Source organism: Clostridium sp. CCUG 7971, assembly GCF_017590215.1.
GTDB lineage: Bacteria > Bacillota > Clostridia > Peptostreptococcales > Peptostreptococcaceae > Faecalimicrobium.
Genome location: NZ_JAFFPK010000040.1, coordinates 24,565 through 51,536 on the forward strand (window position 1 = coordinate 24,565; position 26,972 = coordinate 51,536).

The following is a 26,972-nucleotide window of genomic DNA, read 5'->3' on the forward strand; positions in this document are numbered from 1 at the left end:
TTTAAGCTACTCTCTTTTTCATAGAATTTTAAATATTAAATTAATAGTTTTAATCTTGTAAATAATAATAGTTCAAATTATAGTCAATGTCAACCATATAAATTTATTTTTATAAATTTAATATTTTACCTTATAAAGATATAATCCTTTTGCTGGTGCTGTATCAGATGCTTTAGTTCTATCTTTAGCGTCTAACATGTCTTTTATATCTTGTGGAGATTTTTTTCTTAAACCTACTTCTAATAATGCTCCTGCTATTATTCTCACCATGTTGTATAAAAATCCATCACCTTCAACATAAATTTCTATAACATTATTATTTTCTTGTATTGATATAGACTCTATAGTTCTTATGTTTGATTTTTTCTTAGATTTTGATGATGCAAAGCTAGTAAAATCATGTTCACCTATTAAAAATTGACTCGCTTCTTTCATTAAATCTAAATCTAATCTTTTAGATATATGAGTTGTATATTTTCTTAAAAAAGGATCATGCACTTTGTTATTATATATTTTATATAGATATACTTTTGATTTAGCATTATATCTACTATGGAACCTTTCTTCAACTTCTTCTAATTGAGTAACTACTATATCTTCTGGTAAATACTCATATAAATATGCTTCCATTTTTTTTATAGACATCTCAGAATTTGTTTTGAAATTTGCAACTTGTCCATAAGCATGTACTCCCATATCAGTTCTTCCTGAACCTATTATCTCAATATTTTCATCAGTCATTTTACTAAGTACTGACTCAATTTTTCCCTGTATAGTCATATCATTATCTTGTAATCTTTGGAAACCTTTATACCTTGATCCATCGTACTTTATTGTCATTTTTATATTCTTCATATTCTTCCTCTTTCTAGAAATAGTTGCTAATTATAATTTAAATTGATTCAATCAACTTATTTTTTATTGTTACAGTTATCGTTGTTCCTATACCTTTTTTACTTTCTAATCTCATATTTCCACCATGAAGTTTAACTATTTCATTACTTATGGCTAGTCCTAATCCGCTACCGGCTTTATTATAGTCTTCTTGGAAGAATTTGTCTAATACTTTATCTAAATTTTCTGTTTCTATTCCTGCTCCGTTATCTATTACTTTCATTGTAGTAAATTCTTCATCTTGTGATACTACTACTTTTATAAATCCACTATCTGAAGTAAATTTAATTGAGTTTTGCACTAAATTTATAAGAACTTGTCTTAATCTATTTTTATCGCCTTGCACATTTTCAATATTTTCAGTTTCAAATATTGCTTCTAGTTTTATATTTTTTTCATTTGATTTTACTCTAAGTTGATTAACTACTCCATTTGCAAGTGCATTAATATCTACCATATCAATTTGTAGTTTTATTCTATCTGATGCGAGTCTTGAAAAATCAAGTAATTCTTCAACTAATTTTATAAGTCTTTCAGTTTCATCTTGAATAATTCCTAGACCTAAGTCAAGTTCTTCTTTTCCGATTCCCTCATAACCTAGTGTTTCACTCCATCCTTTTATTGATGTAAGCGGTGTTCTAAGCTCATGAGATATAGATGATATAAACTCCTCTTTTAACTTTTCACTTTTATCGATTTCAGATGCCATATATTCAAAAGTTTCTGCTAAATCACCAATCTCATCATCAGATATTTTTCTATTTTTAAGCTTTATCTTATAGTTACCATGTGCTAGTTCATTTGCAAATTGTTTTAGTTCTATTAGCGGTTGTATTAGTCCCTCCGCAAATCTAAGGCTTAAAGATATAGCAATAAGTAAAATGCATATTCCTGCTAGTATTAAACCTAATATTAACTTAAATATCACTTGGTCTATATGGTCTAAAGATACTGTATATCTTACAACACCTTCAATTATGTTATTAGTCTTAAGAGGAATAGATATACTCATTACATGCTCATTAGTCTGTGTAATTCTATGTGTATAAGGTATTGACTCTTTATCTTTTAATGCTCTATCTACATCCTCATAATTTGCTTTTTCATTAGTTTTAAATCCATATCTATCTAAAACTATATTCTTATTTTTATCTATAATTGTAACTGCATACCTAGAGTTATATTTTATACTTTCTTTTTCAATTATATTATTTACTTTTTTTTCAAAACTACTGGTTTCCATACCTATATTACCATTATAATTTGAATTAGTACTATCAACTACATATTTTAAGTTTTGTCTTACATAATCATAGTAATAATTTTGAATATAGAATATGAATAAACCTTCAAATAATGTAACTGTTATAATTATTATCGTAAAGTAGTTTTTAATTATCTTTTTTCTTAGACCCTCAAAATGTAGCACTATTACTCTTCCTTTCTAAAGCAATATCCATAACCCCAAATAGTTTGTATATATTTAGGTTTTGATGGGTCATCCTCTATCTTATTTCTTATTCTTCTTATATTTACGTCAACTATCTTAAAGTCATAAAGATAATTAGTTCCCCATACTTCATCAAGTATTTGATCTCTACTTAGAGATTGCTTTGCATTAGTCATTAGGTATTTAACTATTGAAAATTCAGTAGGCGTAAGTTCAATTTCAGCTCCATCTTTAAATAATTTTCTTTTATCTAAATCAAGAGTAAATGGTGCTGATACTATCTCACTATTTTTAGGTATATTATCATCTTTTCTCACTCTTCTAATTAGTGCTGAAACTCTAACTAATAATTCTTTTATACTAAACGGCTTTACTATATAGTCATCTGCTCCTGATATAAATCCTTCTATCTTATCATCCTCTTGAGCTTTTGCTGTAAGCATTATTATACCTACTTGATCAAAATTTTGTCTTATATACTTACATACATCTATACCACTCATATCAGGTAGCATTACATCAAGTAATGCTAATTGTATATCTTTTTCACTATTCATCTTTTCTATAGCTTCCCCACCTGTACCAGCTTCTATTATTTCATAACCTTCTCTTTTTAGGTTTATACTCACGAAACTTCTAATTCCTATCTCATCTTCCATTATTAATATTTTTTCCTTCATAATATCCTCCAAATAAACTTAATATATCGGCAAGAAAAATTCTTTTATTATTTCTTGATTTAATTTTAGTTTTTTCATTTCTGCTTCATTATCTATGTATAAAACGTATGTATTTTCCTCATCTTCCCTTAAAACAAAGACATTTTGAGGTACAATAGATTTATTTTCATCCACTCTTTTCTTATTATTTAAAGATATTGTAAATAATTTAACTGGCTTATTTTTATCAGTATCATAATATTCAAAATAAAATACAGGACCATCACTTGGGTAATCTTCCCTTACAAATAATTTATTCACTAATTTATTTGGAATAAGTAATTGATAATTGTACTGATAATTATAATATCTCTGGCCTATAAATACTAACCCTGAATTTTCTTCAGATTTCCCGTTCCATTTATACCATGTTACAGTAGCTGAGTTTTTCGCAGTATAAGTCTTTCCACTTCCCTTAACAATTGGGATATCTATTACTTTATCTTTGTCTTTATCTATATCTGCTACAGGTATATAATAAGGTTTCATTATATTTTTTTCATAATCACTAAATGCCTTTTTTAAGTTATTGTTTTCCATATATAATATTTGAGTCATATAATTATTATCTTTAATAGTTGGCATATCTAATATTATACCTCTTTTATCAGTTGCTATATTTCCTATAGTTATATAAGAATCTCCTAAACTCCTAATATTTTCAAACTCTACATAACTTTTAAATTCTAAAGTTTTATTAAAATTGGCCATACTTGCATAGGCTTTGTTCGTCTTTGTGTTATAATGCATAATTAGAATATCTACTATATTATCATTATCCATATGACCAATTTTAATTTTCATATCTTGTAAATTACTTTTATCTTTTAACCATGTTGGATCTAGAGTATATATTTTTTTTATCTTATCCTCTTTATAAGAATAAATATGAAGATTAGTTTTTTCATTTTCTTTAATCAATAAAATTATCTCTTTATTTCCATCCGAGTCTAAATCATAAAAGCTAGCATACTCTATCGCTTCTCCTTTTTGAAGTAAATTAGCTTTATTACTGTATGATCCATTTTGATTTTTTTCCAATATTAAAAATCCTACTTCATTTTGGCTAGGATTTATACTTTCTTTTTTCTCAAATGCCACAATCTCGTCTACCCCATCGCTATTTAAATCAATTTCATTAATCTTTCCAACTTCGCTTGAGTTGGATGGAAGTATTAATGAAGAATTTATTGAAGGAAGTTGTTGTTTTATAGCATTATATAGCTCTTGTTTATTTTTATCATAAACAGGTTTATCCTTTATTAGCTGTTCTGGAGATTCAGAATCTATACTACATCCTGTAGTAAAAAGAACTAATAAACTGGCTAAAACTGTCAATCTTGATACTTTCATCCAAAACCTCCCATTTTAGTTTTACTTAAAGTAATCTTTGAAATTTTTTATTCGATTTTCTTCTTCTTCTATTTTACTTTTTTCCATTTCTCCTCTTCCTAGTCTATCACATAATGACAATAGTGCAACCTCTTTATAATCAACATCACTTAACATATTTTGTGGCTCAAAAAATGGAAGGTTTTTATCGAAAAATAAAGGTTGCATGTGCCATCTAACTAATTTAGACACTTTCATTTTAAAATCTTGATCATCAGTTAAAGCGTCTAAAAATTTAAAGGCTATTTTTTCACCTTCTATATCATGATTATACGATGTAATTCGATTTTTTCTAATTCTAGTTGTAGTTAATTTTCCTATATCATGTAAAAGTGCTGCCCACATAAATACTTCTTTATTTTCAGAATACCCTTTATGCTCACTAGCCTTATCTACTACTAACAATACATGATTTAATACACTTCCTTCAGGATGATATTTTTTATTTTGTTCTATATTTTCTAATTTTTTGATTAATTTAAAAGGTTCTATATCTAATTTCCCCTCTTTTATTAGACGTTTTATATCCTCAGAAGGTTTCATACTTTCTAATAAAATTTTATTTATTTCATTAAATGTATTTTTATAAACCATAAAACCACCACTTTCTAAATTTTGTCATGTTTTTTGTGTGAATTTTTTATTTTAGATTTATAGATAAAAAAATAAAAGCTTAGCATATATACTAAGCCTTTATTATATTTTAACACTATTTTTATGATTTATTTACATTTTTCTTTAATATTTTACATATTTACTTTTTAGGAAATTTGTCTTCTGACCATACTAAATCTTCAAATTTATTTTTTAAATTTTCTTCATTGAATTCTTCTTCTGGTTGTTTTCCTCTAAATGATATAGAGTCTGAACTTTCTTCACTTATATATTCGTCTTCATTTACTTCTTCTACTTCTAATTCCACAGCATTTTTTACTTCTAATTCTTCTTCTTGGATATTTTGTTTTCTTCTTCTTTTATTTTGGCTTACATTTTTTTGTGAGTTTTTTTAGATTGTTTAGGTTGTTGAACAACCTCCTCAGTTTCTTGAATTGGTGTTATTTCTTCATATGCTTCAGTTTGAGATTGTTTTGAACTTTTTTTAGATTTTGATTTTGTCTTTTTATGTTTATCTACTGAATCACTATTAGGTTTATTACTTTTATGCTTACTAGCATTTTGATTTTTACTTTCATTATTTGTCCCTTTACTTGATTTAGATGATTTTTTGTTATTTTGTTTATTTTCTTCAACTTTATTACTATTTGATTTTTTAGATGATTTTTTTGTTCCTAATCCTAAATTTAATTTTAATCCACCAGATTTTTTTTCAGATTGACTTTCTAATCCGAGTTCTGACCTTTTTTCCTCTGGAACTAAATCATTTAATATTATCTCGTTGAAATCTTCTGTGTATTGTGTTTTATTTTCAGCGGTTTTTTCCATTTGATTTGAATGCTTGCTTTTAGATACTTTTTTTCTTCTACTTCCATTCATTCTAAACATTATGACACCCCCTTAAAATACTCTTTCTATTATATATATTATATTAAGGGGGAAATTATTAATTTATTTTTTAAGTGGCTTAGGTCCAATATATTGGTACATGTTAGTTTTTAACATACCATTGTATAATTTTCTTCTTTTATCAGCTTCTTTTCCAAATTCATTTTCAAATTCTTCATATGAAGTTATTAAGTAATAAGACCAATTTTTAAGTTCTCTAAATGTATAACCTAAATGCTTATAAAGAGTTTGTACGCTTTCTTTATCTTCTAGCCTTTCTCCATATGGTGGATTCGTAACTATAAATCCGTATTCTTCATCACTTTTAAAATCAAGAGCATTTCCTACTTTAAATTCTATATATTCATCTACTCCTGCTATTTCTGCATTTTCTTTTGCTATTTCTATTGCTTCCTCATCTATGTCATATCCATAAATTTTAAAACTTGCTTCTTCATCTATTGCTTCGAAAGCTTTCTTTCTTGTATCCCACCATATTTTTTTATCTATAGTTCTCCACTTTTCAGATATAAATTCACGATTAAGTCCTGGTGCCATATTAATTCCCATCATTGCAGCTTCAATTAAAACAGTTCCCGAACCACACATAGGGTCTACTAAAGTTCTGCCTGGTCTCCATGGTGTTAAATACATCATTGTAGCTGCTAATGTTTCTCTTATTGGAGCTGCATTTGCTTTTTCTCTATATCCTCTTTTATGAAGTGCATCTCCAGTTGTATCTATAGATATAGTTACTTTATCTTTGTGTATAAATACATATATAGGATATTTTTCTTTGTCTTCTTTTATTAATCCATCTTCCATGTAGCTCTTTTTTAAACTTTCAGCTATTGCTTTCTTAACTATAGATTGTATATCTGTTTTACTATATAACTTTGACTTTATAGATGATGCTTTAGCTACTGGAAATTGTGCTCCATAAGGAATGTATTTTGACCAGTTTATTCTCTTTGTATTTTCAAATAATTCATCAAAAGATTTAGCTTCAAATTCGGCAACTTTAAGGTTTACTCTCTCAGCACATCTAAGCCACATATTAGCTTTAGCTATACCATCTTCACCAGTTTTATAAGTTATTCTTCCATCTTCTGTTTTTAATATTTCAAAACCTAAGTTTGTTATTTCTCTTGCTAATAATTTTTCTACACCAAAAAAGCAAGGTGATATTAATGTATAATTTTTCATGTCTTCCTCCTATTTTTCGATTGTTTTATTCATACTTCCCATTTTATATCCGCTCATATCTAAGGTAGTATATTTAAATCCAATTTCTATAAATTTATTATTTGTTTTTTCTAATGTATCTACACTAAAGAATTTATGTATTTCATCTTTATCTACTTCAATTCTGGCAATATCTCCATGATGTCTTACCCTAAATTGAGTAAATCCTAATTCTATTAAATATTGTTCACCTTTTTCTATCATTTCAAGCGTTTCTTTAGTAATTCGTGTTCCATATGGAATTCTAGTTGCAAGGCATGCAAAAGCAGGTTTATTATGGGTACTTAGTCCCATTTTTTTTGATAAGATTCGTATATCTTCTTTAGTCAAATTACATTCTTTAAGTGGACTTACTATATCTAATTCTTCTAGTGCCTTAAGTCCTGGTCTATAATCACCTATATCATCTAAATTAGTTCCATCTACTACATATTTAATATTATTTTCTCTTGCTATTTCTTTTATCTTACTAAAAACTTCACTCTTGCAGTAATAACATCTTTTAGGTCCATTTTCTAAGAATTTTTCTAAATTAAAATCTTCTATTTCAAAAACAACATGCTTAATATTAAAATTTCTTGCGTATTCTTTTGCTTCATTTATCTCAATGTCAGAGTGCATCATTGCATGAATGGTTACTGCTATAGCATTATCACCTAATGTATCTTTTGCTACCTTTAATAAAAAGTTGCTGTCTACTCCTCCAGAATATGCAACAGCTATACTTCCTAATTCTTTTAGCCTAGATTTTAAATTTTCTAGTTTTTGACTAAGATCCATTATACTCCCCCCAAAATTTTCGCTAAATTAGTTATATAAAACATATAATATTTAAGAATCAAATCTTGCTGCTAGATTAGAGTCTAGCCTTTCTATTATACATTAAAATCCATTTTGAGTCCAAATATTATTTATATACAAATCCTAAACTAGTATAACTTTATAATATTTGATAATTTATGATAATTATTGTATCATAAATTTAGTTAGGGGTGAGGCAATGAGTATTAATTATGACATCTTACAAGACTTTCTTAGGTGTAATAAAAATATTAAATTGAAATTTAGAGAAAATAGTAATATTTTAGATGTAATTATTTTTAATGATGTTATTTTAAGCTTGGAACTAAGTAATAATAATATAGAAGAACATAGCGATATGATATACAATTCTATAACTAATTTAGATGGAATTACTATGTACATACCAAAAATATATCTTAAATAAAAAATAGCGTAGATTTAAAATCTACGCTATTTCTTATATTTACTTTTGGTTTTCCTAATAATTATTGGTACCATAATTATACTACCAACTAATGCATCTATCATGTCCACTACAGTATCTGTAAGTCCTCCAGCTTGAGTATTTAGCCCGCAAAATGTATCAAGTAAAAACTCCATAATTTCCCACAAGCTTGCTACTCCCATGCTAAACATAAATAAATATATGACTATAAATAATTTACTGGTTTTAATAACTACTTCATCTTTATTTAAGTAATTTAATATTGCAAATGCTACGCTAACGCTAATAAATCCAGACCAAACATGTAAAAAATCATCATATCGATTTATTATATCGTAAAATCTATAACAAGTTCCAAGTAAAGATGAAAATAAAATAAACAGTACAAGTACAATATATAGACTATTATCAATTAATTTATTTTTCTTTTGATTAACTATATACAGTATAATTGTACCTAATAAACATGCTATAGATATTGACAAGCTTACAATTTCTTTATTTATAAAAAAATATACAATAGAAAATATATATGCAATAAGTAAAACTAAATTTAGGCACTTTTTCCCTATATTTTTGTTCAATTTTTTCCTCCTATTTAACTTAGTTAGTATTTTTATATTATTATATACTATCTATGTAAAAAAAATGAACTTTCATTAAGAAAGTTCTTTTTTTAAGCTATTTTTTTACTTCTTTATTTTTATACACTTTTATAGAAACTAATATTGAAATTATTAATACTGCTATATTTAAAGTTATTAATATTAATGATATTCCTGTGGCGTCTATTATATTAGTTATTTTCACTAATATATCTGGCGTTTTACTTAATATTTCCATTATACCTGAAACCATTCCTATCATTAACATAAATGCTACTGCCATAAATACTCTTATTTTATTTGCACCGAATTTTAAAACTGTTGGTATTATGAAAGATGTAGCAAATATTGCTGAAGTTATACCCATTCCTAAAAACGCTTTTAATGGTATATCTATTGGATTTATTTTATTTCCTATATTGTATACTACTATTAAAAAAATACCTGTTAGTAATATAATTATAGCTCCAAATAAATATCTAGACATTACATATTCATTTTTTTTAACTGGAAGCACTGATATTAAATTATCTATTCCATTCATATCTTCATATACCATTACTTGATATAGCGTCATAAGTATTATAAATCCAAATAATATATTTAGAAAATATTGATTATATATTGCTACAGCTGTCCATATAACAAGTACAAATGCTATTTGTTTAAATACAGACTTTAAATTCAAAAAACTCATTTTTGTAAGATTAGCTATATTATTCATAAATTTACCCCCTTGTATAATACATTAATATATCTTCTAAATTTGCTTTATCATATACTACTTCTTCTCCAAATATTTCTTTTGCATTTTTAATATTTGATGTTAAGCCTTCAAATCCAAAAGAATTTTCATTAAAAGATATTAATTCTTTTTTAGTATCACTATCTAACAATTCCTTATTTCCTCTTATTATTTTATGATTTTCTAATATACTTTCTTTGTCTCCTTTAAGTATTACTTCTCCATTATATATAAATACTAAATAATCAGATACTTTATCCAAATCTGAAGTTATATGAGTTGAGTAAAATACTGTTGCTTCTTCTTTATCTATATGTTCTTGAATTATATCTAAAAATTCATTTCTAACTAAAGGGTCTAAGTTTGCCGTTGGTTCATCCATTACTATTAATTTTGGGTGATGGGAAAGTGCCATTATAAGTTCAAACTTTTTTTGTTGACCTTTCGATAACTCTTTATATACTTTCTTTTCATCTAACTTAAATTGACTTATATACCTTTTATATAATTTCTCATCCCAATTTTTATAAAAAACGCATATACTTTTTTTAATATCTATAAGTTTTAATTCATTTACATAACCAGGGATATCTCCAACATAACCTATAACCTCTTTTATACTTATATCATCATCTTTATACTCTTTATCAAATATTTTTATACTTCCACTGTCTTTAAATAACATATTCATAATTAATTTTATTGTAGTTGTTTTTCCGCTACCATTAGGACCTATAAATCCTGTAATAAAGCCTTTTTTTATTTCTAAATTTTTTATATTTAATTCAAATTCATTTAAGTTTTTACTAAGATTTTTTATCTCTATAGCATTCATATATTATCCTCCCTATACTTCTTCATAAATACTTTTAAATATTTCTAATCCTTCTTCTAATGTAACCCCTACAGACTTAGCTTGCTTTATAATTTCTTCTAATTTACTTTCTATTTCAAACATAGTCATTTCTTTTAGTCTTTCAGTATTTTGAACTGCTACAAATGTACCTTTTCCTGTTACAGTTTGTATAAGCCCTTCTTTTTCTAGTTCCTCATAAGCTCTCTTAGTTGTTATTATACTTACCTTTAATTCTTTTGCTAAGTTTCTTATTGATGGTAGACCTTCCCCTGGCTTTAATGAGCTATTTAAAATTTGGGATTTTATTTGATTTTGTATCTGCTCATACAAAGGAACTGTTGATGAATTATTTATGTTTATATTCAATTTATCACCTCTTTACATTATTATATGTAACACTGTATATAAAGTGTGTATATTATCTATATACACATATTAACACTTTAATTATATAATGTCTATTTATTTTTGATTTTAATTTATTTTCACATAAAAAAAGACCGTGTATATATTGCTATATACACGGTCTTTTATAATAATTTTTCTTTCTACGCATCTTCTTTAAATCCTATAACTATATTTTACTATCATACGCTATAGGTATTTTTATAAACATTTTATCACTATCTAAATCTAATTTTCTTTTATTTACTTATATGCTTTAAAACTAAATCTAAAGTTTCAAATCTATCTTTACCTACATGTATGTACAATTTTCACCGGTTTTCATTTTTAAAAACTCTTCTTTAGTTTCCCCACCTATAATAAATAAGTTTCTACCTTCCCAAGCTATGTGATCTTTTACATTTTTAATTATAAAATCTTTTTTCCTCCAGCTTAAAACTCCTGCTATATTTTTATCTACTTCATTATCATACAAGATGCAATTCTCATATTTCTTGGTATTATTTGTCGTTACATTTAAAATTATTTTTTTAGCTAATATAGCATCTACAACTGCATTAGCTAATATTTTATATCCTAATTTCTTATATAAATCGCAATCATCTTTATCATCAACAAAGCAACATTTATATTAATAAATTAGAATGCTAAAAAACTTCTACTATTTTATAACTTATAGCCAGCAAAAAATTCAGATTTAAGAATCAAATTATTTTTATCTAAAGATTCTACTAATTTAATTTTAACTAAGTCTCCTATATTATATTTTTCAAAAATATATTTTGAATCTATAGTATATACTTTTTCTTTATATTCGAACTCAACTAGATAAGAATCTATACGATTTGTAGTAAAACCTTTACCTTTTTCCAATGACATCGGCTCACTAAAACCATGTACAAAATTTTTGTTTTTCATTTCAACTTCTACAATAGATTCATTTAAATTTTTTGTTCTTAATTTCAATTTTAGTTTTTTTATAGTATTAAGTACGTATTCAACATTAAGGATTATCAATCCTAATATGCAAAATATTCCAAATAATAAATTAAAGTCCATGATTATACCTTCTTTTCTATGTATTATTCATTATTATGTATTATTAGTATATCATACTTATAAATCAGATTTATTTTTTAACTTATTAATATCAAGTTTTTTGATTAACTATATAACATATATTATTAAATCTGTTTCATCACATTCATAATTAAACTTATTAGAAAGTTTTTTCTTACTAAATTTAAATTTATCTAAAATATTTAGAATAATATCGTTGTTTCCATTTTGATATTCTGAAACTATGTCAATTAACTTTATTTTAATCCTCTCTAATTCTTTAAATAAAAAAAAGAGCCATTAATATTAATGGCTCTTTTCGTATAATTCTAGTCACATTTTATTTTCCTATATGATTTAGGCATTTTCTAACTGTATCATATCTATCATTTCCAGCTATAGTTGTATATTTTTCGCCCGTTTTCATTTTATCTAATTCTACTTTAGCCGGTCCACCTACAATAAATAGATTAGTAGCTTCCCAAGAAATATGATCCTTTACATTTTTTACTATGCAATCTTCTTTACTCCAACTTAATATTTCTGCTACTACTTTATCTATATCATTTCCATATAAAATAGCGTTAGTATGCTTCTTATTTATATTACTATTTTGACTTAAAGATTTATTTAGTATACCTTCAACTATAGCTTTTGACATATCTTTATAGTTATATATATTAACATCGTCTTTATCATCAACAAAACAACATTCTATCAATAAGTTAGGATTGTTGGTCTTTAGTACTCCTAATTTATTAGTATACTTAATTCCTCTGCTCTTAAAACCTAATTTAGACATTTGCTTTTCTATTCTTTCTGCAAATGGTTTAGCTTTAGATGTAGAGTTATACACCCAAACTTCAACACCAGTTGTCTTTCCATTTCCTTTAGTATCTTTAGCACCAGAATTAAAATGTATAGATATATCTACATCAACCTTATTTGAATTACATTTTCTAACTATTTTATTTATACAATCATTTTGATTATCAGGGTAATCTACTGTACAATCATATACATTATGTCCTTCTAATTTTAAAAGCCTTATAACTTCATCTTTTACTTTTCTTGCCTCTGTAGATTCTTTTATCAAACCTATAGCACCACAACTTTTAGAACCATCTAATCCATGTCCTGCATGTACATTTATTTTTATAATTATTCACCTACTTTTTTTAATATTTTATCTACTTTATTTTCTGTTCTATTTATATCTGATTTTAAATCTGTAGCTATCACTTTTACACTTACTGCTAATTGTTCATTTGTAGCAAGTAACTTTGCATTAGTTTCTAGTATCTTATCTTCTCTTTCTCTATCTGCTACTTTATCTTCTTTTCTTTCTTCTCTATCTGCTTTATCTTTACTGTTAAGGTATAATCCAAGAGCTACACAACAAGCTATTGGAAAACCTACACTTTGTACTAATGTTGTAAAATCCATAATTTTAATACTCCTAATTTTTTGTATAAAAAAAGAACTATGCTATGTAGTCCTCGTTAGTTATTTCTTTATACTCTTCAGTTGTTATCATTTTAGCTGTAACAAATATTTTCATATCACTATTATCATAAATTTTTTCATTGTAATAACCTTCTATTGTTTCAAACCACATATTACATTCCACCTTTCATTTTTGCTATTTCTAAAGTTAAATTAGCAGCATTTTTATTTAAAGCATTAATCTCATTTGTTTTAATTGCACTATCAAGTAATAATTTTGCATTTTGTTCACTTAGAATAGATATTTTATCTGTGTAACTCTTTCTATTTTCTTCTTCGCCTCTTTTTATTTTTAAATACTCCTTTGCTACCTCATTAGAAGTCAAACTCGAATCTATATTGTAATTATTTTTTAAAGTTAAAACACTCTCTATTCTTTCTACTATGCCCTGACTATTTTTAAATAATATTACATCATCTAATGTAAATTCATAGTGTTTTTTTAAGTAATATTGAGCATCTATTCCATTTATTTTGCTACTCTTGTTCCATATCTCATAAGTAAATTTTTTCATAGCCAAATCTCCTTTGTAATTATTTTTTTATCAAGCATTGTACTTCTGCGTTTTTGTAACCTCCTAGCATAATTATATTTTTCCCTATATTGGCACCATTAGAACCATATATAAAAAAAGGTGCCAGTGGTTCTACATCAGAATCCCACTTTTGAGTTAAAATATTAAAACTATAAGTTTTTCCACTAGGTTTAGGTATATCCTTGTCTGTACTTCCTCCAAATACGCATATTTTCCCATCTATATCTCCAACTACAAAGTCACATACACCATTAGGCATAGAAATACTGCCTTTCCATGTGTTACTAGATATATCATAAATATCCATACTACTTGTCATACTAGAACCATGTCCCCCAAAAGAATAAATTTTATTATTTGTTATATCAAAATACATACCATGGTTTGCCCTGGAGGTTCTTGCAATTGTTGAAGTCCACGTGTTACCTGCTTTATCATAAATATATGTATAATTATTATAGACATTATACTCCTGAAAACCTCCAACTATATAAGCCTTACCACCAGCACAAACAGATTTATGCTCACTAATAGTCCTCGGAAGTCCCGCTTTTTCTGTCCAAGTGTTGCCAACTGTATCATACATATAATTACTATCCTTAGAACTAATACCATCTGTCCCCCCAAATATATGTATTTCAGAACCAAAAACTGCCGAAGAAATATGGTATCTTATTTGAGGAGGTGGGGTTTTTGTGGTCCAAGTATTAGTCGCAAAATCATAACATTCGTTATGTTTACCTGCTCGCCCATCATATCCTCCAAGAGCATAGACTTTATTGCCGATTACTTCAACTGCTAAATTACTTCTTGGTGTAGGTATGTTAGCCAACTTTATCCACACTTTATCTAATTCGTACCATTTAGGTAAATTAGGATAATTTTTCATTTCACTAACCTTATCAATTAAACTTGATATTTTGTCCTCTTTTGTTACTTCTAAACCTTTATCTTTTAAACTTCCTCTAAATCTAAATAACTGATAATCCATATCTTCATCTGTTGATTTTATTTGATTTATTAGTTTGGTTAAGTTTGGTTCAGTCAATTGAGGGGTAGTTTTTTTTGCTTTATAAAAATTGATTATATATGGTAAACCCTGTGCACCATCATTATAACTAGCTATAACCTTAAATTTACCATCACCGTAAGGTATATTATCCCACTCATCTTGTGACAAAGTAAAATTTCTTGTTGTTCCACTAGGAGCGCTTGGAAAACTTTCTACTACCGCATTATTACAAATATGATCCGTTGCAATATCTTGACCTTCATCTGAATTAATGGTATAGGTAAAAGTAGGCGATGTATATATTTCACCTAAATCCTTAGTGTTTGAAGTTATATAAGGGGCTATTTTAATTAAAAAAGGATGAAAAGCATATCCGCTTAATGCTATGCTTTTTGTGCCATTCAAACTATTATTCAACATAACCCCAAGAAATTCCCCACTATCTCCTATTATGGTTTCCTGACACATAACCCATTGAGGGATGTTTATATCTGATTTTATATCATCCCAACATCCTTCAATTAATCTGCCAAAATCGCCACGACTTCCTGTGTCTGTTATTGAACAAGGGTCTGTATCTGAACCCTTTGGCATCATAGCTTTGTATCTTGTGCCTTGGATGTTAATTTCTTTTCCAAATACACAGCCTTTTGCATTATAATCATTCCAACTCATCGTATGAAAATATGATGTCGCAAATAATTTTAACCTTCCATTATCATTGAATTTCAAGAAATTAACCAATCCAGTTGTGTTTGAATGAGTTGAACCTTTGATATCTAATTGGGTTTGTAAATTATCCCTAGTTACTATACTTCCACTCAAACCTAAATATTCTACACTCATTTACTCACCTTCTTTTTAATTGATTTTAGATAATAGACTATTTATACTTTCAGTCCCTTTTGCAATCTGTCCATTCAGTTCATTTTTTAACTGTAAAATATTTGTTTCATTTACATTAGCTTTAGATATAGCAGATTTAGCTTTATCATATACCTCATCTATTGCTCCTTGAGCTTTAGTAGAAGTTAATCCACTTATTTTATTATCATAATTTATATCTTTAGCATTCATACTTAATCCTTCTATATCCGAAGCATTATGAGTGTGGCTCTTAGGTGCTTTAGATTCCGCTATATCTTTGTTATCTTTTAATACAGTATCAATTATATCTGCATTATGATTAAAATGATTTTCTAAGTCAAAAAACTCATTTTCATCTGGTTTCTTTAAATTATAATTAGTTGTCACTTTCATTAATTAAGTGCCTCCTCTCTTATTTGAAGATATGTAAATTTTTTTAATTGAGCATATGTAAATTTACCTACGGTTTGGTACTGATTGTAAAGTAAACTTATATCCTGAACTAAATTAGCAGGAATTATACTTTTTAGGCTTCTAACAACTTCATATAACTGATTTTTAATACTTAACTCAAGTCTTATAGTTAAAGTGTAGTTAGAACTATCATAATTTACTTTATAGCCATTTTCACCACATAAAGAATTCAAATGATGTTTTAAACTATTCATGGTATAAGGTAATTTATTAAGATATCTATTTATAATTCTAAATCTTCTATCTTCTAAGGTTTCTGATGATCTAGGAGTTATCTTCATTATCTTTTCCCATCTCTTCACACCATGTATAGTTAAGGTACTTAAAAATTGATCATTAAGTACATCATCCATCTTAGACCATAGAAAAATAAATTCTTTACTTTCTGTCTTACATATTTCTTTATATTCCATTTTATCTTGTAAAATAGATGGTAAGTATTCGATAAGATTTATAGACCTATCCAACTATATCACCCCTTGTAACAATACTATCTTTATCTATAGTTAAATTTGATGCATTACCGTTTATAGTAGTATTTTCTATATCAAGAACTCCTTCTAAATCTAGTAATCTAGTTTCTATTTGGCTTACTCTAACGATAATATTTTCTTTATCTGACCAAGTCTTATTTAATTCTTTGAAATAATCATCTATAGTTTGTTCAATAGAACTTTTAAGTTCTTCAAAATTCCACCCATCTTGATATGTAATATTAGTATTTATATTAACTGAAATCTTTTCAACACCAACTACAGTCACTATATGGCCTATTGGAGCAACTCCTAGACCCTTACCTTGGTTTTGAATAGGGTCAATTTTTTCTTGAGTTTGATTTATTAACTCTGTACTTGGAGTGTCGTAACTTGAGTTTATTAAAACCAGTTTTACAGTACCTCCACCATTCCATACCGGATATACTTTAACTCCACCAATATCTTGAAGTTTATTTACTTTTTCTTTGTAATCTGAAATATTTCCACCAAAAGCCTCTGATTCTAAGCTATCATAGTATCTTTTTCTAAGACTTTCTTCATCTTCATCATACTCTCCATTAATTAATATCTCAATTAATTGTGCCGTCTCTAGACCTTCTATATATTCAATAGGTATTAATTTCCCTAAATTAAAAATAGGTCCTGTATCTTCGCATTTTAATTTAAATACACCAGTTGATACTTTTTCAGTAACAACATAATTTAAATTATCTAGTGAAAAACGAGAACCTATAGCAACATCTATATTAAATTCACCTTTTACAATTGCATTAGTAGCATCATTAGGTGTGATGCCTCTTTCTTTACATTTTCTTACTAAGTAATTATAGCTAGCAGTATCTACATAGCTTTCATCATAAAATATACTTAATAAAATTACTAACTCAGCCATCTCTGCTGCTGCAGGAGCTAGAGCATTATATATTATTGATCCTTCTCTTTTATCAAAAGAATTAGGAACTCTTTCTAGCATACTTTCTAAAAAGTACTCGAATGTCAAATCATCAAACATCTATATATTCACCGCCTTATCTACATCAATATTTCCATAAATGGTATGTACTATAAAGTTAACTAAGATTTTATCTTTGCTACTTTTAAAGGTAAATTCATCAACACTTTCAATTCTATCATCTTGAAGTAATGCTTCTTTAATTCTTCTCTCTAATTCTGGAATAACATAAGATTTTCTTTCACCATATAGGTCCTGTAACTCTACTCCATAATCCCATGAATATATAGGATATTTATACCTTTCTGTATTTAAGATTAAGTATATAGCCTGTTTAACTGAATCTAAATTATTACATATACCACCAACCCTATCATCATTTAAAGCATAAGTCTTACTAGGTTGCTTTTTCACCTCAAAATCAAATAAATTAGCATCATTATCTGTAGGGATCATATGTATCACATCCTATCTAAAACGAGATATTTTTGGCCATCATGAAATCTTAATAAGATTACCTTCTCATTTTTTCTTAAAGAATTATATATAATACACTCTTGAGTAACTCCATTTATATTTATTCTAGTTTTAAAGTCCTTAACTGCATTAGATAGTACTAGAAATGTTTCTGTAAATAATCTCTTTTGGTCAATTCTAATCTCGAGAGGAGACTCTTTTTCAACTGTACCATATATTATTTCCATAGGTTTACTTTCTTTAAATGCTTCTAATGCTGCTTGTTTAATTATTTCTACTAAATTAGGCATATAATAAGCCCCCTTTCTCTATAAGAATCTTCTAGATGTATTATAAATCTTCTTATAATGACTACTATTAATATTATCTTTAACCACTCCACGAGTAGGATTAGACGCATGAATCATTTGTCCATCACCTATATATAAACCAACATGACTTATTGGTTTATTAAAGAAGATTAAATCACCTGGTTGTAAGTTTGATTTAGCTACATATGTACCAGCCTTACCTTGATCTCTAGATGTTCTTGGTATTGTTATTCCAGCTTGCTTATATAACCAGCTAGTAAATCCTGAACAATCAAACTTTGTGGGCCCTGTAGCTCCCCATACATATTTTGAACCAAGTTTTCCTTTTGCGAGAGTAATAATCTGACTAGCCTTTTTACTATTTGATGTTGAACTTGTACTAATTTGATTATTATTTAATATAGCTGCCTTACCTTTTTTCTTACCCCAAGTATTACATTCTTTTCTAGTGCTCATCAGTAAATCAAAGTGATATACACCATCTTTAACAGTTATAGCACCACCTCTATCAGTTACAGTGTAAATTTCTCCATCGCGAGAAGTCCCTGTACCTTGTACTTTAATCTTTATTCCAAAAGGAATTGATTTAGGTGCTGCACAAGTTTTATTTTTTGGATTAAGTCTATTACCTTGAGCATCATATAACCCACCTTCCATGCTGTTATTAGCAGGATAATAAGCTGTAAATAAAGCATTAACTTCTTTACCCTTCGTTGAGTTAGTAGTATTAGAAGAATTGTCACTAGATGAATTACCTTTAGAATTTCCAGAACTTCTACTAGATGAAGCTAATGTTGAAACGAATTCTCCTCCAACTAGTGTTAAATCCATATAGTGTTCATCACTATTTATAGTATGTTTTACTTTATCTACTAACATATAATTTTGAACTTTCATATCTCCTAAATCTAATACTACAGCTACTAAACATCCTGCTCTAACTCTTATGTCTCCAAATACATTTTTTATATTTAAAGACTTAACTTTTTGATTATATAATTTTAAGAGAGCATCTGCTTTCACCTTAGCATCAACATTTTCATTAATACTTTCAAAATATTGTAATATACCCCAACTATTAATATTTTTAGAGTCTTGAGCTATATATATTTCTCTTTTGCCAGTTTCTTTGTTATCTTTTGATAGCTTTATTTTGTTATATGAGTTTCCATCAATAGAAGAAGAATAATCAAAGTCTTCACTTACATCTCCATCTATTAGTGTATCTAATTTCATTGAACTAATATTTTTTAATGTTATTTGTCCAAAGTCATCATATAATATATACATTTCTTTAGCATTTTCTATAGTTGTATCTAATGCATTTAAAACTATATCAAATAAAGTTTTATCTTCTTCTACCCTAGATTTGATTTTAAATTTAGTATTTTCAAGTGTTCCACAATTTAAATTAAAGTCTTTTGCTAACATTTGAACTATCTCTGTTGCTGTTTTATTTTCATATATATATGTATCTTTATTTTTAAAATATCTTAATTGATCATAGGCAACAACTTGAACTAATTTATCTTTATTTCTACTATGATTAAATATAAAACCATAAAAAATATTTTTATTATTAAACTTTACTCTAATTGCATTACCTTCTCCAAAGTTTATAACATCATCCTTAAGTATGTTAAAACTTAATTTTCCTGGAGCACCTTTTCGTTGTGTTTCCCAAACTAAATCTCCTTCAACTAATGGTTCATATAGATTGTTTCCATTTTGTAAAACTATCTCTATATTATTATTCAAGCCTTAACACCTGATTAGGATATATAGTATATTTTGAAGTTTTATATTTTTTATTATATGAGTCCATTAGTTCTTTATTTAATTTATATATTTCAGGATATTTACTACCATTTCCAAGCTGTGATTTACAGATACTCCAAAGAGAATCACCTTTTTTAACTTTATAAGTTTTATTTGATGGTTTTTGGTTTGAATCTGGTCTTTTGTTATCAACTGTTCCTGATGGGTTTTGTGATCCATTATCTGGTTTTGATATAACAATTTTTTTAGTTGCATAGTCCCTATATTGTTTTAGTTTTATAGGTATTGTTATATCTGAATTATCCTCAGCATCTTCAGTAATAGAGTAATCTTCTATAGTAACTTTCATATTTGTATGGAATAAAATAGTGCCACTTGGTGAAGTTCGTGACACTATAAATTGAAATGGCTTGCCATTTTTTAATTTTTCTATTTCATCCAAAAAATATTGAGCATTTTTAAATTCTTCTTTGTATGTAGCAAAAGGATATTTCCTATGTGGTATACGTGCATCAAATGTAATATCTGTTAATCCCGCTTTTTTTGAAATATTAACCTCACCATGATTAATTAAATCAACAGTTTTATTTTTATTATTTATTTTTAAATCCAATTTAGAAGGTGCTATAGGTAATAATAGTGTGTTTAAATAAAAGTAATAAGCCATTTTTTACCCCCCTTTATATATGTGTTCCTTCAGATGCAATAACCATTGATTCGTAAACTTTCTCTTCTAAATAACTAACTACACCATCTAAATCTAATTCAGAGTTTATATTGTTATTGTTATTCATATCTATTTTTATTTGAGAAGTAGTGAATCTATTTATAACTTCTTGTTCTGCAATTTCTCTAAGATATTTTAAATCTTCTGCAGATGCTGTCATTGTATTTGCCATCTTTGCTGTATTACTAGCTGTATCTTTAGATCCACTTCCAGCGTCAGCCATAGAATTTTTTAGCCCATCTAAAGAATTTGATTTTTTTAAATTATCTAAAGGTCCACGTTGTTTTAAATCTTTAAGGAAGTCACTTTCCTTACCTAAACCAAATTTATCTTTGGTATTACCAAATAGATTTTCCATTTTAAACTTACTTCCTAATTCAGAGCCCCATTTGTTCCCCATGTTAAAAGCATCACCATAATTAAATCTCTTTGATGTTTTAAATTTAGAAGCATCTACTGGTTCCATAACTACTTTTCCTTCACCTACAAAACCATCTACTGCTCCTTTTAAATTTTTTTTCCATCCATTTATTGTATTTTCAAGATTTGACCCAAATATAGTATCTATAGTACTAGCAATTCCTGATAGTATCGATAGCACAGTATCAGCAAGTCCTGCAAATAGCCTTATAACCGCTCCTATAGGATCGGTAAAAACATTACCTACAAAATTTGCTACAGTAGCTATTACGTTCCATATCGTAGCAAACACATCTACAACTATATTAGCTAAAGCAATAATTAAATTTCCTATAAACGCTCCTGCCATCATAAAAGCACCTGCAATTATTCCAGTAGCGCTAAGAGATGTTCCTGCAAAGTGATTAACAGCTCCTATTACAGCATAGAATAAAGCTATTATTGCTATTATACCTATTATTATCCATGTTAAAGGACATGCACTTAAGGCGGCATTTAATCCCTCTTGAGCAAGAATTAGACCAAATATAGCAACCGACAATACTGCACTTTGAATAGCTTGGAATGCTTTGGCAGCAGCCGTTGTTAACGTCTTTAACCATGCAATCCCCATTGTAGCGTTATAAACTATCAATGCTGCTATAAGTCCCCAAATTAGTGGTTCCATAATAGACCAATTTTGAATAAATATATTAGCAATACCTAAGGCTAAATTCCCTAAAACAACTCCAATCAATGTAAATGCTGTAACAATGCCATTAGCAAAACTTTGAAATGCATTACTATTTGCAATTTCATTAAAGTCTTTTAATATTTGTTGAAAAGCCATGGTCGATTGATTCTTTAATGAGGTAAAAACTTGCCCAAATGTAGTAGGCATACTTTCAAACTGTTTATTTGTCTCCTCTGATGTACTTAAAATAGCATTTTTAACTATATCTGCTGAAAGCTTGCCTTTAGATGCAATTTCAAATATTTTATTAGTAGGAACATCTAAGTAATCAGAAATTGACTGAATTATATTAGGTGCAGATTTAAATACATCATTCAATTGTTGTGCGCTAAGTGAACCAGATCCTAATCCATTTGTTAATTGTGATATTGCTGAATTAATCCCTTCACCACTTGTTCCGGCCATTATAAAGTTTTTATTTAGTTGCTCTGCAAAATCTACCATCTCAGATGTAGAATTAAAAGCATTACCTGCATTTACACCCAAACTGTATACCATTTGGGAAGTTCCCTCATATGCACTTCTTGAGTTTTGAGCAGATGTATATATTTTTTTATTTAAATCATCTATACTTTGTGCTCCATCATTTATCATACTTATTCTAGTTTGAGCATTAATTAACTCATCTGATAGCTGCATGACTTCACTTATATTAGGTATTGTTATATAGTTAGAGGCAAATCCTACCATTTTATTAGTAATCGTATCAAACATATCAGCCATAGTAGCTGACTTTTTAATAGTTGCCATATAACACCTCCCTTTATCTAATAAAAAGATACTTACTATAGATGTAAGTATCTTTTTATTATTATCTTTTTTTATTTTTTCTTTTTAATTCTTTTGCTTCTTTTTTATCTTCATCTATTTTAATTTGAATAGATGCTGCAGTAAATGCTTTCTCTTGAACAGGCATTGAATCATAAGTACTTGGTTTCCATTTTAATTTGTGGATGCAATAATGAGCTATATTGCTATCAAAATCGCCTCCCAAAATTAGTTTTTTGCTTCTTCTACCTTATCTTCAAATGATTGTTCAAATCCATTTATCTTTTGAACTAAACTTAAATAATCTGCATACTCACCAGGCAATAGCATTTTTTTCAACGTCTCATCAGCTCCCATGGCTTTATAAGAGTCTTGTAATTCTGCATCATTTAAATTCGGATATACTGTACATTTTACAGCTAATAACCCTACATATTTATTAAAGTCTGTTTCTGCTGTAAATTGATTATTTTTTCCCGGTATAGGGACTCTTTTTGTACAAGATTTTCTTAATAATTCATCATCTTGAGAAGTTATTGGCTGTACTTCCCACGCTACTGGTTTTCCATTTATTACGAATCTATCTGAAACAACATGTTTCTCATTTTCTATTTTTATTACATTTTGACTTAGAAAAGCGCTTAAGCTCATACTACTGTACCTCCAAATTTTATTTTAAATAAAAAACACATATATATTAGAAGAATATATATGTGCTTAAAGCATACAACTTAATACTCTGAATTTTTCTGGCATTTGGAAATCTTCAAATGTAAAGTCTACATCTTCATCTAAATATTCAGCATCAGCATCAAATTTAGTTAATATTCCACCATCTAAGTTTGCATCTTTCAATATTACTGTTTGTCTACCTATTGATGATGTAGGATCCTCATTAGTAACCTGTATATCAAAATAAACATCTTCTCCTGTTTCTTTGTATCTATACATTAACTCTCTTAATATACTTTGATTATAATGCATAGTCGCAGATCCAGTTCCTTCCCATCCAGTTGCCTTATTGCCTTTACCTGTTTTACCTAGTATAGGCACCTTAGATTTCGTCTTCTCAAGTTTAGCCTCTAGGCTAATCATTTGTGCAAAATTATATCTATTACCTTCTATTGTAATAAAACATTCTGCTAGGTTTGCACTTATTGTATCTTTAGCATTCATTGTTTGAGTCATAACTATCCACCACCTTAATTATTTAACTGCAACTGTCATATACAGTTTTTCCATTGCATTTATTACTTCAACTGCATCAGTAACTACTACAGATTTTTTACAATTTCCTTCTTCAACTATAATTTCATCTGGTTTAAAACTTTCTAATGCATTAAGTTCTTCTAATCCTTTATGATGCGTAACTATATCGTTCCAAAAACTAACCCTTCCAGAAGGTGTATTTGGAATGTTTCCTAGATATTTTTTATTAAATAATATAGCTATATCATTTGCAATTTGGTCTAATACACGTATAGTTTGATTGCTAGCAAAGTCATCTGTTTTTTCTTCAGTAAAAGATGTAAATGTATTTATATCTTCCAATATACGTATCTCATCTCCAACTTTATGGAATATAAATTTACCGGCTAATAATGCTTCTTCTAGTTCTAACTGAGTGTAGTCAACATTAACTATAAACTCACCATCATATTTTTTATTTGTATTACTTTTATTTATTGCACATCCAGCTTCAGCTCCTAATGTCCAATAAACTAAACTTGATTCTAATTCACCATCATCTTTAACTGAATTCTCCGCAGATATTATACCTTCATGATCTGCAGTTTCTTTTTTATATAATACAGCCTGGCACTTTAATCCTATATCTTCTCTCATTCTCTTTGTAAAGGCTACAAATAGATTTTTTATCTCATCTGATGTAGATAAACATCCTATTGTATCAAAGTTATAAGATTCAATTTTATCTAAAAACTTCTGATATTCAGTTCCTGTTACTGAACTTCCATTTGTTCCACCGGCTAAAGGTGTCGATGCCGTTAACTCTAAATCCTGACTTTTATTCCATGAAACCCAGTCATTGTCCTTTAAATCAGTAGTAGCGCTTACAATCTGTAAATCTACTTTTTTATTATCTAACATTGTACTTACATCAAATAAGTCTCCATTGTCTATATTAGTTTCTATAATTATCTTTATATCATTTCCTCTTATGCCACTATATCTGGCAGTAGCAAATTTATTAGTAGATTTAACACCCTTGTTTAATCTATAAAAATATCCTTCTTTAGCATTTTTAAATAAGTCTCTTAAACCTTTTAATTTTTTGTGGTCATAGTTATATCCAAATTTCTTAAGTGCATATCTTTGAAACTCTTCATATGTTACTTTAAATACTTCATCTTCAGAACACCAATCAAGCTCTAATGCTAATGCTACAACACCTCTATCAGACATCATAGATGATACTCTTGATGCACTGACAAAGTTTATATACGATCCAGGTAATATCTTATTCTGAGCTATAAATGCTCCACCACCTAATGCCATCTATTTCACCTCACCCTTCATAAACTTTTCTATTAATCTATCAACTTCATCCATAGAGTAATGTTTACTTTTATCTAAAATAGCATTTAACAAATCTCTTCTTTTTCTATACTTCTTAGAATTAGTTATTTGATTTTTACTAAATTTATTAATTTTAATTTCTTCACTCTTTTTATCCATGAAATCACCTCTTTATTATTTGTTTTATAGAAATACTTTCTATTGATTCATCTTTAACTTTATCCTTTACTACAAACACATTATAATTAATGAAAAAATGCAATACGTTGCTAAAGACCTCTGAGTTTATCTTGCTTCCTCTCACTAAACTTTCATTAAGTGAGATATACTCTAATCCATCAATTAGTTTTTCATTTATATCATTAATTTCTTTATTCTTTTTATTTGATAAACTAGGGAAATATCGAATCTCAAAAGTATATTCTCTATAGAATCTATTCTTTAATTTTGGTGTATTAGTTGAATTTAGTAGATATATAAAAAAACAAGGCTCATTAAATCCTTGATCTCTAGCTTCACTATAAATTTCATAACTATCACCAAATATCTCATTAAGTTTCATTGATATTCCATCTATAATACTATTTACCATTAAAAGTATCTCCTAATATCTTTATTGTTTTTTTCTATTATTTTATCTGATTGAGAGTCTATTTTTATGAAATTTAGTATCTCAATTTGATAAATTTTTCTAACTTTACCAGTTGATGAATAATATATATTTTTTAATATATCTATAGAGCTATCTGACAATATCTTACTAGCTTCATTATTGTAAAGCGATTCAGCAGCATTCTTACTTCCTATAGGTGGTCCTCTTTTAAATAAATATTCATTTAAATATCTTGGCATATCACTACCTCCCTTATTGGTTATTTTGAGAACTAAAAAAGAATCCTAATAAATCGGATTCTTCTCTATAAATTTAAAATTTTATAAAATTCAAACTCACCATCCCTCTTACCAAAATAGCATTAAATGTTAAGCTTCTTATAATAAAACTGCTTTTGATGTAAGTTATAAGAATTATATCTTCCAAAGCTACTACTTACATATTAACCAGAATAGTTAGTCCTGGTTTAAATGTATATATAAAGCCTATTGGGAATATTTCTATAGTACTATTATCTCATGTTTATTTTATTAATGTAGGTAATAAACCGGTATTTCATAAAAAATTTAATCCAAATAACATATCTTGATTATTTATAAATAAAAATAGCCTAAGATATTATAAAATGTACCCTTTGTAA

At 27.5% G+C, this 26,972-nt stretch carries 36 protein-coding genes and 1 other annotated feature (1 of these 37 running past the window's edge); of the genes, 1 reads left to right on the forward strand and 35 read right to left on the reverse strand.

Going from position 1 to position 26,972, the window contains the following annotated elements:
* Positions 1-31: a binding site (T-box leader), on the reverse strand; it reaches 181 nt to the left of the window's first position.
* A gap of 86 nt (positions 32-117) precedes the next feature.
* The 9 genes from truA to larE form a co-directional block, all read right to left on the reverse strand.
* Positions 118-855, reverse strand: coding sequence for a tRNA pseudouridine(38-40) synthase TruA (truA, locus tag JWF52_RS05590; RefSeq protein ID WP_208332360.1), 738 nt, complete (start codon positions 853-855; stop codon positions 118-120).
* A 37-nt stretch (positions 856-892) separates the two neighbouring features.
* Positions 893-2,323, reverse strand: coding sequence for a sensor histidine kinase (locus JWF52_RS05595; RefSeq protein WP_208332361.1), 1,431 nt, complete (start codon positions 2,321-2,323; stop codon positions 893-895).
* Positions 2,324-2,325: 2 nt separating this feature from the next.
* On the reverse strand, positions 2,326-3,024 hold the full coding sequence (gene walR, locus JWF52_RS05600) for a cell wall metabolism DNA-binding response regulator WalR (protein ID WP_208332362.1): 699 nt from the start codon (positions 3,022-3,024) through the stop codon (positions 2,326-2,328).
* Positions 3,025-3,042: 18 nt separating this feature from the next.
* Positions 3,043-4,416 carry a hypothetical protein gene (locus JWF52_RS05605; RefSeq protein ID WP_208332363.1) on the reverse strand — a complete coding sequence of 458 codons (1,374 nt, stop codon included), beginning with the start codon at positions 4,414-4,416 and terminating at the stop codon, positions 3,043-3,045.
* A 21-nt stretch (positions 4,417-4,437) separates the two neighbouring features.
* Positions 4,438-5,049, reverse strand: a complete 612-nt coding sequence (locus JWF52_RS05610; RefSeq protein ID WP_208332364.1) for an HD domain-containing protein — start codon at positions 5,047-5,049, stop codon at positions 4,438-4,440.
* Positions 5,050-5,209: 160 nt separating this feature from the next.
* Positions 5,210-5,377: a hypothetical protein gene (locus JWF52_RS05615; RefSeq protein WP_208332365.1), complete on the reverse strand. Its 168-nt coding sequence runs from the start codon at positions 5,375-5,377 to the stop codon at positions 5,210-5,212.
* Positions 5,378-5,439: 62 nt separating this feature from the next.
* Complete coding sequence (locus JWF52_RS05620; RefSeq protein ID WP_208332366.1) at positions 5,440-5,958, reverse strand: hypothetical protein; 519 nt, start codon at positions 5,956-5,958, stop codon at positions 5,440-5,442.
* 63 nt (positions 5,959-6,021) lie between these two features.
* On the reverse strand, positions 6,022-7,164 hold the full coding sequence (locus JWF52_RS05625; protein WP_208332367.1) for a THUMP domain-containing class I SAM-dependent RNA methyltransferase: 1,143 nt from the start codon (positions 7,162-7,164) through the stop codon (positions 6,022-6,024).
* Positions 7,165-7,173: 9 nt separating this feature from the next.
* Positions 7,174-7,983, reverse strand: coding sequence for an ATP-dependent sacrificial sulfur transferase LarE (larE, locus tag JWF52_RS05630; protein ID WP_208332368.1), 810 nt, complete (start codon positions 7,981-7,983; stop codon positions 7,174-7,176).
* 220 nt (positions 7,984-8,203) lie between these two features.
* Here larE and JWF52_RS05635 point away from each other — a divergent pair, with 220 nt between their 5' ends.
* Positions 8,204-8,431, forward strand: a complete 228-nt coding sequence (locus JWF52_RS05635; protein ID WP_208332370.1) for a hypothetical protein — start codon at positions 8,204-8,206, stop codon at positions 8,429-8,431.
* Positions 8,432-8,457: 26 nt separating this feature from the next.
* Here the strand turns inward: JWF52_RS05635 and JWF52_RS05640 are convergent, their stop codons facing one another.
* From JWF52_RS05640 to JWF52_RS05765, 26 genes are all read right to left on the reverse strand, one after another.
* Positions 8,458-9,036, reverse strand: coding sequence for a DUF2238 domain-containing protein (locus JWF52_RS05640; RefSeq protein ID WP_208332371.1), 579 nt, complete (start codon positions 9,034-9,036; stop codon positions 8,458-8,460).
* A gap of 97 nt (positions 9,037-9,133) precedes the next feature.
* The gene (locus JWF52_RS05645; RefSeq protein ID WP_208332373.1) at positions 9,134-9,781 is read right to left on the reverse strand and encodes an ABC-2 transporter permease; all 648 of its coding nucleotides are present in this window, start codon (positions 9,779-9,781) and stop codon (positions 9,134-9,136) included.
* A gap of 4 nt (positions 9,782-9,785) precedes the next feature.
* Complete coding sequence (locus JWF52_RS05650; RefSeq protein ID WP_208332375.1) at positions 9,786-10,637, reverse strand: ABC transporter ATP-binding protein; 852 nt, start codon at positions 10,635-10,637, stop codon at positions 9,786-9,788.
* A gap of 12 nt (positions 10,638-10,649) precedes the next feature.
* Entirely contained in the window at positions 10,650-11,024 is a 375-nt protein-coding gene (locus JWF52_RS05655; protein ID WP_208332377.1) for a GntR family transcriptional regulator, read from the reverse strand.
* 331 nt (positions 11,025-11,355) lie between these two features.
* Positions 11,356-11,538 (reverse strand): hypothetical protein, encoded by a 183-nt coding sequence (locus JWF52_RS05660; protein ID WP_208332379.1) that lies wholly within the window; start codon positions 11,536-11,538, stop codon positions 11,356-11,358.
* Positions 11,539-11,729: 191 nt separating this feature from the next.
* Positions 11,730-12,122, reverse strand: coding sequence for a hypothetical protein (locus JWF52_RS05665; protein WP_208332380.1), 393 nt, complete (start codon positions 12,120-12,122; stop codon positions 11,730-11,732).
* Between the two features lie 340 nt (positions 12,123-12,462).
* Positions 12,463-13,287, reverse strand: coding sequence for an N-acetylmuramoyl-L-alanine amidase (locus JWF52_RS05670; RefSeq protein ID WP_208332422.1), 825 nt, complete (start codon positions 13,285-13,287; stop codon positions 12,463-12,465).
* Positions 13,284-13,568 (reverse strand): hypothetical protein, encoded by a 285-nt coding sequence (locus JWF52_RS05675; protein ID WP_208332382.1) that lies wholly within the window; start codon positions 13,566-13,568, stop codon positions 13,284-13,286. The genes JWF52_RS05670 and JWF52_RS05675 overlap by 4 nt, the downstream gene beginning before the upstream one ends.
* A 37-nt stretch (positions 13,569-13,605) precedes the next feature.
* Positions 13,606-13,740, reverse strand: a complete 135-nt coding sequence (locus tag JWF52_RS05680) for an XkdX family protein (protein ID WP_208332385.1) — start codon at positions 13,738-13,740, stop codon at positions 13,606-13,608.
* A 1-nt stretch (position 13,741) separates the two neighbouring features.
* On the reverse strand, positions 13,742-14,143 hold the full coding sequence (locus tag JWF52_RS05685; protein ID WP_208332387.1) for a hypothetical protein: 402 nt from the start codon (positions 14,141-14,143) through the stop codon (positions 13,742-13,744).
* Between the two features lie 19 nt (positions 14,144-14,162).
* Positions 14,163-15,908 carry a Kelch repeat-containing protein gene (locus JWF52_RS05690; protein WP_208332389.1) on the reverse strand — a complete coding sequence of 582 codons (1,746 nt, stop codon included), beginning with the start codon at positions 15,906-15,908 and terminating at the stop codon, positions 14,163-14,165.
* Positions 15,909-16,037: 129 nt separating this feature from the next.
* Positions 16,038-16,436, reverse strand: a complete 399-nt coding sequence (locus tag JWF52_RS05695; RefSeq protein ID WP_208332391.1) for a hypothetical protein — start codon at positions 16,434-16,436, stop codon at positions 16,038-16,040.
* The gene (locus JWF52_RS05700; RefSeq protein ID WP_208332393.1) at positions 16,436-16,984 is read right to left on the reverse strand and encodes a putative phage tail protein; all 549 of its coding nucleotides are present in this window, start codon (positions 16,982-16,984) and stop codon (positions 16,436-16,438) included. Before JWF52_RS05700 ends, JWF52_RS05695 begins: the two co-directional genes overlap by 1 nt.
* Complete coding sequence (locus JWF52_RS05705; protein WP_208332395.1) at positions 16,977-18,026, reverse strand: baseplate J/gp47 family protein; 1,050 nt, start codon at positions 18,024-18,026, stop codon at positions 16,977-16,979. Before JWF52_RS05705 ends, JWF52_RS05700 begins: the two co-directional genes overlap by 8 nt.
* Positions 18,027-18,422: a DUF2634 domain-containing protein gene (locus tag JWF52_RS05710; protein WP_208332396.1), complete on the reverse strand. Its 396-nt coding sequence runs from the start codon at positions 18,420-18,422 to the stop codon at positions 18,027-18,029.
* 5 nt (positions 18,423-18,427) lie between these two features.
* Positions 18,428-18,733, reverse strand: coding sequence for a DUF2577 domain-containing protein (locus JWF52_RS05715; RefSeq protein ID WP_208332399.1), 306 nt, complete (start codon positions 18,731-18,733; stop codon positions 18,428-18,430).
* Positions 18,734-18,751: 18 nt separating this feature from the next.
* The gene (locus tag JWF52_RS05720) at positions 18,752-20,512 is read right to left on the reverse strand and encodes a C40 family peptidase (RefSeq protein WP_208332401.1); all 1,761 of its coding nucleotides are present in this window, start codon (positions 20,510-20,512) and stop codon (positions 18,752-18,754) included.
* Complete coding sequence (locus JWF52_RS05725) at positions 20,505-21,200, reverse strand: LysM peptidoglycan-binding domain-containing protein (RefSeq protein WP_208332403.1); 696 nt, start codon at positions 21,198-21,200, stop codon at positions 20,505-20,507. The genes JWF52_RS05720 and JWF52_RS05725 overlap by 8 nt, the downstream gene beginning before the upstream one ends.
* Before the next feature lie 13 nt (positions 21,201-21,213).
* On the reverse strand, positions 21,214-23,163 hold the full coding sequence (locus tag JWF52_RS05730) for a tape measure protein (protein WP_208332405.1): 1,950 nt from the start codon (positions 23,161-23,163) through the stop codon (positions 21,214-21,216).
* Positions 23,164-23,224: 61 nt separating this feature from the next.
* A complete protein-coding gene (locus JWF52_RS05735) occupies positions 23,225-23,407 on the reverse strand; it encodes a hypothetical protein (protein ID WP_208332407.1) in 183 nt (60 codons plus the stop codon).
* Between the two features lie 2 nt (positions 23,408-23,409).
* Positions 23,410-23,832 carry a phage tail assembly chaperone gene (locus tag JWF52_RS05740; protein ID WP_208332409.1) on the reverse strand — a complete coding sequence of 141 codons (423 nt, stop codon included), beginning with the start codon at positions 23,830-23,832 and terminating at the stop codon, positions 23,410-23,412.
* Positions 23,833-23,898: 66 nt separating this feature from the next.
* On the reverse strand, positions 23,899-24,369 hold the full coding sequence (locus JWF52_RS05745; RefSeq protein WP_208332411.1) for a phage tail tube protein: 471 nt from the start codon (positions 24,367-24,369) through the stop codon (positions 23,899-23,901).
* An 18-nt stretch (positions 24,370-24,387) separates the two neighbouring features.
* Complete coding sequence (locus tag JWF52_RS05750; RefSeq protein WP_208332413.1) at positions 24,388-25,698, reverse strand: phage tail sheath family protein; 1,311 nt, start codon at positions 25,696-25,698, stop codon at positions 24,388-24,390.
* Positions 25,699-25,878, reverse strand: a complete 180-nt coding sequence (locus JWF52_RS05755) for a hypothetical protein (protein ID WP_208332415.1) — start codon at positions 25,876-25,878, stop codon at positions 25,699-25,701.
* Positions 25,879-25,882: 4 nt separating this feature from the next.
* Positions 25,883-26,311: a phage tail terminator family protein gene (locus tag JWF52_RS05760; RefSeq protein ID WP_208332417.1), complete on the reverse strand. Its 429-nt coding sequence runs from the start codon at positions 26,309-26,311 to the stop codon at positions 25,883-25,885.
* On the reverse strand, positions 26,311-26,571 hold the full coding sequence (locus JWF52_RS05765) for a hypothetical protein (RefSeq protein WP_208332420.1): 261 nt from the start codon (positions 26,569-26,571) through the stop codon (positions 26,311-26,313). Before JWF52_RS05765 ends, JWF52_RS05760 begins: the two co-directional genes overlap by 1 nt.
* Between the last annotated feature and the right edge of the window lie 401 nt (positions 26,572-26,972).